Annotated in this window: 13 protein-coding genes; 3 read left to right on the top strand and 10 right to left on the bottom strand. The window is 72.4% G+C overall.

Features of this window, described 5'->3' with window-relative positions; translation table 11 throughout:
- Positions 1-243: 243 nt before the first annotated feature.
- From M8316_RS14675 to M8316_RS14665, 3 genes are all read right to left on the bottom strand, one after another.
- Positions 244-1962 carry a glycerol-3-phosphate dehydrogenase/oxidase gene (locus M8316_RS14675; protein WP_250055720.1) on the bottom strand — a complete coding sequence of 573 codons (1719 nt, stop codon included), beginning with the start codon at positions 1960-1962 and terminating at the stop codon, positions 244-246.
- Positions 1963-2145: 183 nt separating this feature from the next.
- Complete coding sequence (gene glpK / locus M8316_RS14670) at positions 2146-3666, bottom strand: glycerol kinase GlpK (RefSeq protein WP_250055718.1); 1521 nt, start codon at positions 3664-3666, stop codon at positions 2146-2148.
- Between the two features lie 131 nt (positions 3667-3797).
- A complete protein-coding gene (locus tag M8316_RS14665; RefSeq protein WP_250055717.1) occupies positions 3798-4658 on the bottom strand; it encodes an MIP/aquaporin family protein in 861 nt (286 codons plus the stop codon).
- Between the two features lie 172 nt (positions 4659-4830).
- On the opposite strand from M8316_RS14665, the gene M8316_RS21185 reads away from it, so the two are divergent.
- Both M8316_RS21185 and glpK (M8316_RS14655) read left to right on the top strand, forming a co-directional pair.
- A complete protein-coding gene (locus M8316_RS21185) occupies positions 4831-5583 on the top strand; it encodes an IclR family transcriptional regulator (RefSeq protein WP_250055716.1) in 753 nt (250 codons plus the stop codon).
- Positions 5580-7154 (top strand): glycerol kinase GlpK, encoded by a 1575-nt coding sequence (gene glpK / locus M8316_RS14655; RefSeq protein WP_250055715.1) that lies wholly within the window; start codon positions 5580-5582, stop codon positions 7152-7154. Before M8316_RS21185 ends, glpK (M8316_RS14655) begins: the two co-directional genes overlap by 4 nt.
- Before the next feature lie 29 nt (positions 7155-7183).
- Here the strand turns inward: glpK (M8316_RS14655) and M8316_RS14650 are convergent, their stop codons facing one another.
- The 7 genes from M8316_RS14650 to rpsB all read right to left on the bottom strand — a co-directional run bounded on the left by M8316_RS14650 (position 7184) and on the right by rpsB (position 12490).
- On the bottom strand, positions 7184-7555 hold the full coding sequence (locus M8316_RS14650) for a hypothetical protein (RefSeq protein ID WP_250055714.1): 372 nt from the start codon (positions 7553-7555) through the stop codon (positions 7184-7186).
- A gap of 101 nt (positions 7556-7656) precedes the next feature.
- Positions 7657-8172, bottom strand: a complete 516-nt coding sequence (locus M8316_RS14645) for a histidine phosphatase family protein (RefSeq protein ID WP_250055713.1) — start codon at positions 8170-8172, stop codon at positions 7657-7659.
- Positions 8173-8189: 17 nt separating this feature from the next.
- Positions 8190-9065, bottom strand: a complete 876-nt coding sequence (locus M8316_RS14640; RefSeq protein WP_250055712.1) for a phosphatidate cytidylyltransferase — start codon at positions 9063-9065, stop codon at positions 8190-8192.
- A 22-nt stretch (positions 9066-9087) separates the two neighbouring features.
- Positions 9088-9642 (bottom strand): ribosome recycling factor, encoded by a 555-nt coding sequence (gene frr, locus M8316_RS14635; RefSeq protein WP_250055738.1) that lies wholly within the window; start codon positions 9640-9642, stop codon positions 9088-9090.
- Positions 9643-9778: 136 nt separating this feature from the next.
- Complete coding sequence (gene pyrH, locus M8316_RS14630; RefSeq protein WP_250055711.1) at positions 9779-10492, bottom strand: UMP kinase; 714 nt, start codon at positions 10490-10492, stop codon at positions 9779-9781.
- 206 nt (positions 10493-10698) lie between these two features.
- Positions 10699-11511, bottom strand: coding sequence for a translation elongation factor Ts (tsf, locus tag M8316_RS14625; protein WP_250055709.1), 813 nt, complete (start codon positions 11509-11511; stop codon positions 10699-10701).
- Positions 11512-11611: 100 nt separating this feature from the next.
- Positions 11612-12490, bottom strand: coding sequence for a 30S ribosomal protein S2 (gene rpsB, locus M8316_RS14620; protein ID WP_250055707.1), 879 nt, complete (start codon positions 12488-12490; stop codon positions 11612-11614).
- A 418-nt stretch (positions 12491-12908) separates the two neighbouring features.
- Here rpsB and M8316_RS14615 point away from each other — a divergent pair, with 418 nt between their 5' ends.
- The gene (locus M8316_RS14615; protein WP_250055705.1) at positions 12909-13550 is read left to right on the top strand and encodes a M23 family metallopeptidase; all 642 of its coding nucleotides are present in this window, start codon (positions 12909-12911) and stop codon (positions 13548-13550) included.
- Positions 13551-13579 lie beyond the last annotated feature (29 nt).

Here is a 13579-nt window from a genome sequence, read left to right as displayed (position 1 = left end):
GCCAGGACCGATGCTCAGGAACCAGCTCCCAGAAAGCTCTCTCGACGCTCCGCCGTACCCGCGGCCGGCCTCCGACACCCATACACCCCTCCAGGGCTAGGTGTTGCGACCACCGCATGAACCCAAGCCGGGGTGTCGGTGCGGAACGTCGCGCACTATCGGACGGTCAGACCCGGATCAGGCCCGGATCAGGCCCGGATCAGGCCCGGATCAGGCCGGGATCAGGCCCGGATCAGCAGAGGATCAGGCCAGCGGGACGACGTCGGCGGCGCCGAGGCGGGCGGCGTCGGCGGTCGCGTCGTCGGGCATGGTCTGGCTCTCGCGCTCGGCGGCGACCCGCTTGTTGTAGTGGTCGATCTCGAGCGCGGTCTGCTCCTTGCTCCAGCCGAGCACCGGGGCGACCAGCTCGGCGGCCTCCTCGGCCACGCCGGTGCCACGGTCGAAGGTCTCGACCGAGATCCGGGTGCGACGCGTCAGCACGTCGTCCAGGTGCCGGGCACCCTCGTGGCTGGCGGCGTAGACGACCTCGGCGCGCAGGTAGTCCTGCGCACCGGCCAGCGGCTGACCCAGGTCGGGGTCGGCGTCGACCAGCGCGAGCAGCTCGTGCACGAGCGAGCCGTAGCGCTTGAGCAGGTGCTCGATCCACACCTCGTGCAGCCCGTGCCGACGGGCCAGCACGTGCCGGGAGTTCCACAGGGCCTGGTAGCCCTCGGCGCCCAGCAGCGGCACGTCCTCGGTGGCCGACGCCGGCACGCTGCGGTCGAAGTGGTCGGCCAGGCCGAACACGACCTCGTCGACGGCGTCCTTCGCCATGACGCGGTAGGTCGTGTACTTGCCGCCGGCGACGACGACCAGGCCGGGGGCCGGGTGACCCACCGCGTGCTCGCGCGAGAGCTTGGACGTGGCCTCGGACTCGCCCTGCAGGAGCGGCCGCAGACCGGCGTAGACGCCCTCGACGTCCTCGCGGGTCAGCGGGGTCTCGAGCACCTCGTTGACGTGGTCGAGCAGGTAGTCGATGTCGGCCTCGGAGGCGGCCGGGTGCGACTTGTCCAGGCTCCAGTCGGTGTCGGTGGTGCCGATGATCCAGTGCCGGCCCCACGGGATGACGAAGAGCACGGACTTCTCGGTGCGCAGGATCATCCCGACCTCGGCGCGGATGCGGTCCTTCGGCACGACCAGATGCACGCCCTTGGAGGCCCGCACGTGGAACTGCCCGCGGGCGCCGCCCAGGCTCTGGGTCTCGTCGGTCCACACGCCGGTGGCGTTGAGGACCTGCTTGGCGCGGACGGTGATCTTCTCGCCGGACTCCAGGTCGTGGATGACGGCACCGGTGACGCGCTCGCCCTCGCGGACCAGCTCGGTGACGCGGGCGCGGCTGGCCACGTCCGCGCCGTAGGCGGCGGCGGTGCGGGCCAGGAACATCGTGTGCCGGGCGTCGTCGACCTGGGCGTCGTAGTACTGCAGCGCGCCGACGAGGGCGTCCTTCTTCAGCGACGGCACCTTCTTCATCGCCCCGCGACGGGTCAGGTGCTTGTGCATGGGGACGCCGGTCTTGCCGGCGGCGCGCGCCATGACGTCGTACATCATCACGCCGGTGCCGGCGTAGAGCCGCTCCCAGCCCTTGCCCTTGAGCGGGTACAGGAAGGGCACCGGGTGGACGAGGTGGGGCGCGAGCTTCTGCAGGAGCAGGCCGCGCTCCTTCAGCGCCTCGGCGACGAGGCGGAAGTCGAGCATCTCCAGGTAGCGCAGGCCGCCGTGGATGAGCTTGGAGGAGCGGCTGGAGGTGCCGGAGGCGAAGTCGCGGGCCTCGACGAGGCCGACGCGCAGGCCGCGGGTGGCCGCGTCGAGCGCGGAGCCGGTGCCGACGACGCCGCCGCCGATGACGAGGATGTCGAGCTCGTCCTCGGCCATGCGGCGCAGGGACTCGGCTCGGAACTCGGGGGACAGTGCTACCGATCGCATGGGTTGAAGTCTTTCTCGCAGGTGCTGCGTCCGGGTCGCTCGCAGGGGTGACGATCCGGTGGAGGGAGGGTGAGGTCGGCGACACCGACCCCGTGGTGCTGCTGTGGAGCTGCTGCCGTCGGGCTCTCCGGGAGTGGAGACGGCTGTGCCCCGGAGTCCCGGGTGGGACGCCGGGGCACGGCCTCAGTCCTCGATGTCGACCCAGTCCAGGGTCCGCTCGACGGCCTTCTTCCACTTGGTGTAGCCGCTGCTGCGCTGCTCCTCGTCCCACTCGGGGCTCCAGCGCTTGGCCTCGGCCCAGTTCTGGCGCAGCTCGTCGGTGTCCTTCCAGAAGCCGACGGCCAGGCCGGCGGCGTAGGCGGCACCCAGGCAGGTGGTCTCGGCGACGACCGGGCGGCTGACCTCGACGCCCAGGACGTCGGCCTGGATCTGCATGCACAGCTCGTTGGCGGTCACGCCGCCGTCGACCTTGAGCACCTCGAGCTTGACGCCGGAGTCGGCCTCCATCGCCTCCGCGACGTCGCGGGACTGGTAGCAGATCGCCTCCAGCGTCGCGCGCGCCACGTGGGCGTTGGTGTTGTAGCGCGAGAGGCCGACGATCGCGCCGCGGGCGTCGGAGCGCCAGTACGGGGCGAACAAGCCGGAGAAGGCGGGGACGAAGTAGACGCCGCCGTTGTCCTCGACCTGGCGGGCCAGGGCCTCGGACTGGGAGGCGCCGGAGATGATCCCCAGCTGGTCGCGCAGCCACTGCACGGCCGAGCCGGTGACGGCGATCGAGCCCTCGAGGGCGTAGACCGGCTTCTCGTCGCCGAACCGGTAGGCCACCGTGGTGAGCAGGCCCGACTTCGAGCGCACGGGCTCGGTGCCGGTGTTGAGCAGCATGAAGTTGCCGGTGCCGTAGGTGTTCTTGGCCTCGCCCGGGGCGAAGCAGACCTGGCCCACGGTGGCGGCCTGCTGGTCACCGAGGATGCCGGTGAGCGCGACGTCGCCGCCGAAGGGGCCCTGCGGGTCGGTCGTGCCGTAGCCCTCGGGCTCGGAGGAGGACTTGATCTCCGGGAGCATCGAGCGCGGGATGTCGAAGACCTCCAGCAGCTCGGTGTCCCACTCGCAGGTCTCCAGGTCCATCAGCATGGTGCGGCTGGCGTTGGTGACATCGGTGATGTGGGAGCCGCCGGCGGTGCCGCCGGTCAGGTTCCAGATCAGCCAGGAGTCGGTGGTGCCGAAGATGGCGTCGCCGGCCTCGGCGGCCGCGCGCAGGCCGTCCACGTTCTCGAGCAGCCACTTGATCTTGCCGCCGGCGAAGTACGGGCTCGGGGTGAGGCCGGTGCGCTCACGGATGAGGTCGCCGTGGCCCTCGCGCTCCAGGCGGTTGGCGATCGCGTCGGTGCGCGTGTCCTGCCAGACGATGGCGTTGTAGTAGGGGCGGCCGGTCCTCCGGTCCCACACCACGGTGGTCTCGCGCTGGTTGGTGATGCCCACGGCGGCGAGGTCGGCGGCGGTCACGCCCGCCTTGGACATCGCGGTCTGGATGACGGAGCGGGTGCGCTCCCAGATCTCCACCGGGTCGTGCTCGACCCAGCCGGCCTTCGGCATGATCTGGGTGTGCTCGAGCTGGTGGCGAGCCACCTCCTGACCGGCGTGGTCGAAGATCATGAAGCGGGTGCTGGTGGTGCCCTGGTCGACGGCTCCGACGTAGGTCGTCATGAGCTGCTCCTTCCGTGCCGGGCTGCGGTGCCCGGCTGCCTGGGTGTGTCTGGCGTTCGTGGTGGTGGTGGGGCTGCCTGCCCCGACTCTGGTGGACGCGGGGACCGGTTGGCCAGGTCCCCCGGTGGGGCTCAGCGAGCCGGGACGGGCTCGCCGACGCGGCGGTCGCTCTCGTCCTCGCCGGCGACCGGGCCGTCGAGCTCGTCGCTCGGCTCGTCCGGGTCGGTGAGGTTGCGCTCGATGAGCAGCTTGAACAGGCCGCCGCCGATGAGGCCGCCCGCGATCGGGGCGACGATCGGGAGCCAGAAGTACAAGGTGCCGTTCTGGTCGCGCATCGCGCCGCCGTAGCCGGTGATCAGCGAGGCCAGGCGCGGGCCGAGGTCGCGCGCCGGGTTGATGGCGTAGCCGGCGTTGGCGCCCCACGCCATGCCGATCGCGACCACGAGCAGGCCGACCAGGAGCGGGCCCATGTTGGCCATGGGCGGGTTGTTCCACGCGGTGGTCAGCGCGAAGATCACGAACACCAGGATGGCGGTGCCCACGACCTGGTCGAAGAACGCGGTGGTGAGGGTGACGTCGGCGCCACCGTTGCCGGGCAGCGTGGAGAAGATGCCCTGGGTGGCGATGGTGTGGCCCGGGTCGACGGCGTCGATCAGGTCGGCGTAGGTGAAGCGGACGATGAGCGCCGCGATGAAGGCGCCCACGAGCTGGGCGGCCGAGTACGGCAGCACCTTGCGCCACGGGAACCCCTTGTAGGTGGCCAGCGCGATGGTGACGGCCGGGTTCAGGTGGGCGCCGGAGATGCGCGCCGAGACGTAGACGCCGAGCGTGACGCCCAGGCCCCAGGCCCAGGCGATCGAGTTGTGGTCCCCGTTCGCGCCGTCGGTGCTGGTGACGACCTGTGCCACCACCCCGCAGCCGAAGAGGATGAGGATGGCGGTGCCGGCGAGCTCGGCACTCAGCTCCCCGATGAGCTGACGCTTGTTCTTCACAACGTGTTCCTTCCCAGTCGGTGGCGCGACGACCGACGCAGGAGGCAGTCGTGACGCCTGACACAGACTGCTTGGTGACGTCCGACACGGACACCCCTGACGTTCGACATCGCCGAACGTTGGTCCGCCCATGTCGAACGCTCCCCTGTGACGATGATTAAGGTGGTGTCTCGTGAGCATCCAGTCCGTCGTCCGCAGCGCCACGGTGCTGCACCTGCTGGGAGCGGCGCCCGAGGGCCTTCCGCTCGCCGACCTGGCGGCCGGCACCGACCTGGCCAAGTCGACGGTGCACGGCCTGCTGCGCACCCTGGTCGAGGTGGGCTTCGTCGAGCAGGACCCCGACACGGGCCGGTACCGGCTGGGCAGCGGCATCGAGGACCTGGGCACCGCCGTGGACCCCCACCTGCTGCGCTCGCGGGCGATGAACGGCGCCGACAGCCTGGCCGCGCGGACGGGTCTGGAGGTCCGGCTGGGCGTCCTGGCCGGGGACAGCGTGGAGCTGGTGCACCACGTCTTCCGTCCCGACAACTCCCCGCAGCGGATGCGCACCGGTGAGCTGCTGCCCCTGCACGCGACGGCCGCCGGCCTCGTCCTGCTGGCCTTCTCCCCCGTGAGCACCGTGCGGCACCGCATCGAGCTGTCCTCGTGGACGGCCCGCACCCCCACCACCCGCGCGGCGCTCGCCCAGCTCGTCCGCGCCGCCCAGCGTCGCGGGTGGGCGGTGGCCGACGAGACCCTGCGCCCCGGCCGCGCCGGCCTGGCCGCGCCCGTCCGGCAGCGCGCCGGCGTCGCGGCCGGGGCACTCTCGGTCGTCGGCCCCCGCGAGGAGGTGCTGACCCCGGCGGGCGAGCCCCGACCGGGCCTGGCCGACCTGGTCGTGGCGGCCGCCGACGGTGTCTCCGAGACCCTCCGGGAGCGTCGTTGAGCACCGCCCCCGCCGTCGTCCGCGCCCACGCGGGGCGCTTCGTCGCCGCCGTCGACCAGGGCACCACCAGCACCCGCTGCCTCGTCTTCGACCACGGCGGACGGGTCGTCTCCGCCGCCCAGAGCGAGCACCGGCAGTCCTTCCCGCGCCCGGGGTGGGCCGAGGTCGACGCCCTGGAGATCTGGCGGAGCACCCAGCGCGTGGTCAACCTGGCGCTGGCGCGGGCGGGCATCGGCGCCGAGGACGTCGCGGCGCTCGGCCTCGCCAACCAGCGCGAGACCACGGTCGTGTGGGACCGGCGCACCGGCCGCCCCGTGGCCCCGGCGATCACCTGGCAGGACACCCGGGCGGCCGACGTCGCGGCCCAGGTAGCCGCCGGCCCCGACGGCGTCCTCGTCGAGGAGATCACCGGTCTGAGGCCCGCGGGCTACTTCTCCGCGCCGCGGCTGCACTGGCTGCTGGAGCACGTGCCGGGCCTGGAGCGGCGCGCCCGCGCCGGCGAGGTCCTCTTCGGCACCATGGAGACCTGGCTCGCCTGGAACATCACCGGTGGCGGGGACGGCGGGGTGCACGTCACCGACGTGACGAACGCGCACCGCACGCTGCTGGTCGACGAGCGGACGCTGGAGTGGGACCCCCGGCTGCTGGAGGTCTTCGGCGTGCCCGCCGCGATGCTCCCGGCGGTGCGCCCGAACGTCGGGGTGGTGGGCACGTGCCGCACCCTGCTCCCGGGAGTGCCGCTGGCGGGAGCGTTCGGCGACCAGCAGGCGGCCCTCTTCGGCCAGGCGTGCTTCGACCGGGGTCAGTCCAAGTGCACCTACGGCACCGGTGCGTTCCTGCTGGCCAACACGGGCGGCTCGCCGGTGCGCGCCGGCGTCACGGAGTCGGGCCTGCTCAGCACGGTGGCCCACCAGCTGGACGGCGAGGAGCCGCAGTACGCGGTGGAGGCTTCGATCGCCTACGCCGGCGCGCTCGTGTCGTGGTTCCGGGACTCGCTCGGGCTCCTGCGCACCGCCCCCGAGGTCGAGACGCTGGCCCGCCAGGTCGAGGACAACGGCGGGTGCTACGTCGTCCCCGCGTTCGCCGGCCTCTTCTCACCGCTGTGGGACCCCGACGCCCGCGGCGTGGTGGCCGGTCTGACGTCCTACGTGACCAAGGCGCACCTGGCGCGGGCGGTGCTCGAGGCCACGGCCTGGCAGACCTACGACGTGGTGGAGGCGCTGGCCACCGGCCCGGGCCTCACCCTCGACCGGCTCCGTGTCGACGGCGGCATGACCGCCAACAACCTGCTGATGCAGACGATCGCCGACGTGCTGGACGTACCGGTGGACCGACCGCTGGTGGCGGAGTCGGTCTCCCGGGGGGCCGCCTACGCCGCCGGGCTCGCGGTCGGATTCTGGCCCGACCTCGACGTGCTGAGGGGCACGTGGCGTCGGGCCGCCTCGTGGACGCCGGAGATGTCGGCGGACCGTCGACGTCGCGAGCTGGCGGGCTGGCGGCGCGCGGTCGAGCGCACGCTGGGCTGGGTCGTCCCGGACGAGGGCGAGGGGACTCCCCCGCTGCTGCTGTGAGCGCCGGCGCCGAGCCCCGGCGTCGCTGGTCAGTGCGTGAACAGGTACCAGAGCGTCAGCCCGGTGACGCCGCCGACGACCAGGGCCGTCGAGGCGATCCCGAGGAGCATGTACCGCGCGAACCGGCGGGTCACCGGGGGCACCAGCAGGGCGATGGGCACCGCCAGGGCCAGGAGCACGAACGGGAACGCCGACTCGGCCGTGCTCCGGTCGGTCACCGCGGCGAGCACCGCGGCGTAGACCCCCGGCACCAGCAGGACGAAGACGAGCCCGGTGAAGAACCCCACCAGGGCGGAGAACGTCGGGTGCCCCCGCCGCCACCAGCCCGCGTGCGGGTCGTGCGCCGGCGAGGCGGGTGCCGCCTGGGCCGACTCCGGCAACGGTGCCTCGGTCGTGGACATGCCGTCATCCTCCCACGCCCGGACGCCCGCGGGCACCGCCCCGCGCTGTCGGGTGGCTGTCGGGGGCCTGTGGCCCTGGGCGGAGGGGCCGGTCGGTCCGCTCAGAGAGCCAGCACGCGCAGGTCCGGCATCGCCCAGCCGCCCCACCGCGCGAGGGTGGCGGGCTGCCCCGTCAGGGCTGCCTCGAGGACCGTCCAGGCCGTGCCGTGGCCGACGAGGACGAGGTCGCGGCCCGGGTGCTCGGCCCGCAGCGCCTCGACGGTGCCGAGGACGCGCTCGGTCAGGGCCGCGACCGGCTCCCAGCCGGGCAGCACGGCCTGCTCCGGGGCGGCCAGGGCCGCCGCCACGACGGTCGGCAGGTCCTCGACCCAGGTGCGGCCGCGCTGCTCCACGAGGGACGGCAGCACGCCGACGTCCCCGTCGGTGAGCAGCTGCGCGGTCTCGACGGCCTTCCGCTCGGGCGAGCACCCCCAGAACGCGTCACCGGAGACCGCGCCGGCGACGCGCGCTCGCAGCGACCAGACGTCGTCGAACCCCGCGGGGTCGAGTTCCCAGGACGCCGCCGGCGCCGCCGGGTCGACCAGGGGACGTCCGTGCCGGACGAGGACGAGGACCACGGCTGCTCCCCTGCGGCTCAGCGGTAGACGAGGTGGTGCAGCAGCAGCCAGATGGGCGCGATGGTGGCCAGCAGGGAGTCCAGCCGGTCCATCAGGCCACCGTGGCCGGGGATGACCTGGCTCATGTCCTTGATGCCGAGGTCCCGCTTCATCACCGACTCGCACAGGTCGCCGAGCGTGGCCATGACCGCGGCGATGACGCCGAGGAGGATGCCGACCCACCAGTCGCCCTCGAGCAGCAGGACGACGAGCGCGATGCCGGAGCCGATGGTGAAGACCAGCGAGCCGACGAAGCCCTCCCAGGACTTCTTCGGGGAGATGACCGGCGCCATCGGGTGCCGACCGAACAGGACGCCGGCGGTGTAGCCGCCGATGTCGGAGGCGATCGTGACCAGGATGAACACGATGATGCCCCGCACGCCCAGGTCGTCCAGGCCGCCACCGCTGCGGCCGCCCTCGGCCAGCAGCAGCGCCACGAACGACCCCAGGAGCGGCACGTAGACCAGGGTGAACAGGGCCGCCGTGGCGTTCTGGACGTAGCCCTCGATGCCGCGGCGCAGCAGCCACAGCATGATCACCAGGCCGGTCACCGCCGTGGCGGTGACGAGGGCGTCGCTGCCCCACAGGAACGCGACGACCACCATCACCACGCCGCCGATCATGATGGGCTCGCGCGGCAGGTCGATGCCCTTGACGGAGAAGCCCTGCCCGAGCTCCCACACCGCCACCACCACCGCGGCGGCGACGATCAGCATGAACGCCGCCTTCCAGAACAGCAGCGTCACGGCGATGGCCGCCAGGAGCACGATCGCGGAGGTGAACGCGGCCTTGAGGTCGCGGCCGGCGCGGCCGTGGTCCTTCGCGGGGGTGGAGGCGGGTGGGGTCTGGCTCATGAGCAGCGGCAGCGGGAGGTCCTCAGACCTCCAGCAGCTCGGCCTCCTTGGCCTTCAGCATCTCGTCGATGGAGTCGACGTGGCCCTTGGTGAGCGCGTCGAGCTGCTTCTCGGCGGCGGCCACCTCGTCGGCACCGGCCTCGCCGTCCTTGTCGAGCTTCTCCAGGGCCTGCTTGGCCGAGCGGCGGGTGTTGCGGACGGCCACGCGGCCCTCCTCCGCCTTGGTGCGCGCGACCTTCACGTACTCCTTGCGGCGCTCCTCGGTGAGCTCGGGGAAGACACAGCGGATGAGCTTGCCGTCGTCCGCCGGGTTCACGCCGAGGTCGGAGTCGCGGATGGCCTTCTCGATGTTCTTCATCGCACCCTGGTCGAACGGGGAGATGAGGATGACCCGCGGCTCGGGGGCGGTGAAGGAGGCCAGCTGCTGGAGCGGGGTGGGCGCGCCGTAGTAGTCGACCACGATCTTGCTGAACATCGAGGGGTGCGCGCGGCCGGCGCGGATCGCGGCGAACTCCTCGCGGGTCGCCCCGACGGACTTGTCCATCTTGTCCTCGGCCTCGAGGAGGGTCTCGTCGATCACGGGTGCTCCTTGCTCACGTTGGTCTCGCGCGGACGTCCCGCGCTGCTGGTCTGGTGGTGCCGGCGCGGGCTCGTGGCCCTCGCTGCGGCGACGGGCCCGGCCCGTCGGTGGTGGACGCCGGTGGCGCGTCCGCTCAGGCGGACACGACCCGCGTCCCGATCTTCTCACCCTTGAGCACGCGGGGGATGTTGCCCTCGGGCTCCATGCCGAAGACGACCATCGGCAGCGCGTTCTCGGCGCACAGGGTGAACGCGGTCTGGTCGACGACCTCGAGCCCGCGGCTGATGCACTCCTCGAAGGAGATCTCGTCGAACTTCCTCGCCTCGGGGTTCTTGCGCGGGTCGGCGTCGTAGACCCCGTCCACGCCCGACTTGGCGAAGAAGACGGCGTCGCACTTGGACTCCAGGGCCCGCTGCACGGCGACGGTGTCGGTGGAGAAGAAGGGCATGCCCATGCCGGCGCCGAAGATGACGACGCGGCCCTTCTCCATGTGCCGGATGGCGCGGCGCGGGATGTAGGGCTCGGCGACCTGGCCCATCGTGATCGCGGTCTGGACGCGGGTCTCGACGCCGAGCTTCTCCAGGAAGTCCTGGAGGGCCAGGCAGTTCATCACGATGCCGAGCATGCCCATGTAGTCGGCGCGGACGCGATCCATGCCGCGGTGCTGCAGCTCCGCGCCACGGAAGAAGTTGCCGCCACCGGTGACGACGGCGACCTGGACCCCGGAGCGAGCCACCTCGGCCACGTCCCGGGCGATCTTGGCGACGACGTCGGGGTCGACGCCGACGCTGCCGCCGCCGAAGACCTCGCCGGACAGCTTGAGCAGGACGCGCTGGTACTCGGGCAAGAAGATCTCCAGGTCGTTCTCGGGGGTGCTGCTGAGGGCTCTGCTGAGGTGCTGGTGGTGCTGCCGGGCGGCTGCCGCTCACGGGCGCACCGCAGCGGCGGGTCCGCCGCCCGATCGCCCAACCTAGCCGATGAACGCCGCGAGCCGGCACTCCGGGGCGGGTGCCCCGGGGTGCCGGCTCGCGAGCGTGCTGAGGGTGCGGCGGGTCAGGCGCCGACCTCGAAGCGCGCGAAGGCCTTGACCTCGGTGCCGGCGGCGTCGAGGACCTGCTTCACGGACTTCTTGTTCTCGGTGACCGAGGGCTGCTCGAGCAGCACGATCTCCTTGAAGAAGCCACCGAGGCGACCCTCGGTGATCTTCGCGATGGCAGCCTCGGGCTTGCCCTCCTCGCGCGACTTCGCCTCGGCGATGGCGCGCTCCTTCTCGACGATGTCGCCGGGGACCTCGTCGCGGGTGAGGTACTGCGGGCGCATCGCGGCGATCTGCATCGCGGCGCTGCGCGCGGCCTCGGCGTCACCGGTGTAGGAGACGAGGACGCCCACGGCGGGCGGCAGGTCGGCGGCACGCTTGTGCATGTAGGCCACGACCGGGCCGTCGAAGTAGGCGACCTGGCCGAGCTCGATCTTCTCGCCGATGGTGATGGCGAGGTTCTCGACGACGGCGCCGACGGTCGAGCCGTCCAGCTCGACGGCCTTGAGGGCCTCGGCGTCGGAGGCCTGGGCAGCAGCGGCGGCGTCGGCGATCTTCTGGGCGGCCTCGATGAAGGGCTCGCCCTTGGCGACGAAGTCGGTCTCGCACTTGAGCTCGACCAGCGAGCCGCCGGAGGTGGCGACCAGGCCGGCGGAGGCCTCGCGCTCGGCGCCGCGGGCGGCGGCCTTGGCCGCACCCTTGACGCGGAGGAGCTCGACGGCCTTGTCGAAGTCGCCGTCGGTCTCGGTGAGCGCCTTCTTGCAGTCCATCATCCCGGCGCTGGTCAGCTCGCGGAGCTTCTTGACGTCGGCCGCGGTGAAGTTAGCCATGTCTGGGGATCCCGTCCTTTGGAGAGTGGGTGAGGGGGTGGAAGACGTGGGAGCGAGCACCGCCGCCCGCGGGCGTACCCACGGGCGGCGGATGGTCGACTCAGGCCTTGGCGTCCTCGGCGACCTCGGTCGCCTGCTCGCCCTCGGCGGAGGCGCCGGTGGCCTCGGAGGCGGCCTCGCCGGCCGGGGCCTCCGTGGCGGTCTCGGCGGCCGTGTCGGCGTCACCGGAGAGGAGCTCGCGCTCCCACTCGGCCAGGGGCTCCTCGGTGGTGCCGGAGGACTTGCCACCGGAACGGGCGATGAGGCCCTCGGCGACGGCGTCGGCCACGACGCGCGTCAGCAGCCCGACGGCGCGGATGGCGTCGTCGTTGCCCGGGATCGGGAAGTCGACCTCGTCGGGGTCGCAGTTGGTGTCCAGGATGCCGATGATCGGGATCCGGAGCTTGCGAGCCTCCTCGACGGCGAGGTGCTCCTTCTTGGTGTCGACGATCCAGACGGCGGAGGGCGTCTTGGACATCTCGCGAATACCACCGAGGGTCTTCTCGAGCTTGTCCCGCTCCCGCTTCATCTGGAGGAGCTCCTTCTTCGTGCGGCCGGAGCCGGCCACGTCGTCGAAGTCGATCTCGTCGAGCTCCTTGAGGCGCTGGATGCGCTGGTGCACCGTCTGGAAGTTGGTGAGCATGCCGCCGAGCCAACGCTGGTTGACGTAGGGCATGCCGACGCGCGTCGCCTGCTCGGCGATGGCCTCCTGGGCCTGCTTCTTCGTGCCGACGAACATCACGGTGCCGCCCTTGGCGACGGTCTCCTTGATGAACGCGAACGAGCGGTCGATGTAGGACAGCGACTGCTGCAGGTCGATGATGTAGATGCCGTTGCGCTCGGTCATGATGAAGCGCTTCATCTTGGGGTTCCAGCGACGGGTCTGGTGCCCGAAGTGGACGCCGCTCTCGAGGAGCTGGCGCATGGTCACGACTGCCATGATGTTCTCTCCTGTGGGCCCGTCCGCGTGAGTGCGACCTTGCTCAGCCCTCTCGCGAGGGCCAGGACGCAGCGGGGGCGGGCCCGGTCGTTGTTGGTTGTCGTGCGGCGGCGTGCGCCTCCGCACCCTGACGCCCGCGTGCCGTCCCACCTCCCCGCTGCTGCGGTGAGGACCGAGGTCCGGCACCCGTGCCGGACGACCCCGGTCGGGGTCGCGCGTGCGCGGTGTGCGGGCGTGCGAAGTCAGCCCTGGTGGGCTGCGGCGTCAAGAGTACGCCAGCGGGGTCCGTGACACGAATCGCGTGACCTGGCGCGACGACGGGCCAGCACGCGTCCACAGCCCGGGTCGGTGGCGGCCTCGTCCCCAGGTCGTCGGAGCCGTCCCCGCACCTTCTCCACGGACGCCCACCATCGAGGACATGCTCCCACGACACCGCGCCCGCACGCCCGCTCTCTCCGCCCTCGCCGCGCTGGCCCTGGTCCCCGCGTCGACCGAGGCCGTCCCCGCCGGAGAGGCCGTGTGGCCCGTGGCGCCGGCCTCGGTGGTGCACGCGTTCGAGGCACCGTCCTCCGCGTGGGGCCCGGGGCACCGCGGCGTCGACCTCGCCGGTACCTCCGGGCAGGTCGTCCGGGCGGCGCTGGCCGGTCGGGTCGTGCACGCCGGCCCCATCGCCGGACGCGGCGTGGTGGTCGTCTCGCACGGGGCCACCCGCACCACCTACGAGCCGGTGACCCCGGGCGTCCGGGTCGGCGACGACGTCGCGACAGGTGACGCCCTGGGCGCGCTCGAGCTGCTCGGCTCGCACTGCCTGCCCGCCGCGTGCCTGCACTGGGGCCTGATCGAGGGGCCGGTCGAGGGGCTGGTCGAGGGGCAGGACGGCGGCGACGTCTACCGGGACCCGCTCACGCTGCTGGGCGGCGCTCCCGTCCGGCTGCTGCCGCTGACAGGTCTGGCGGGCGCGAGCACTGCCGTCGCGCGCGCTGCGGCACCCACGCCCGCCCCCGTCGTGCGCGCCTGGACCCCGCCCGTCGGGCCGGGCCCCGCCCCCTGGCTGCCCTGACGGGTCGCGCCCCCCACCCCACCCCTGGC

The sequence above is a fragment of the Nocardioides bruguierae genome (genome assembly GCF_023554635.1).
Taxonomy (GTDB): domain Bacteria; phylum Actinomycetota; class Actinomycetes; order Propionibacteriales; family Nocardioidaceae; genus Nocardioides; species Nocardioides bruguierae.
Note: the sequence above shows the minus strand (reverse complement) of the source record. Positions and strands in the feature narration are given on the sequence as shown.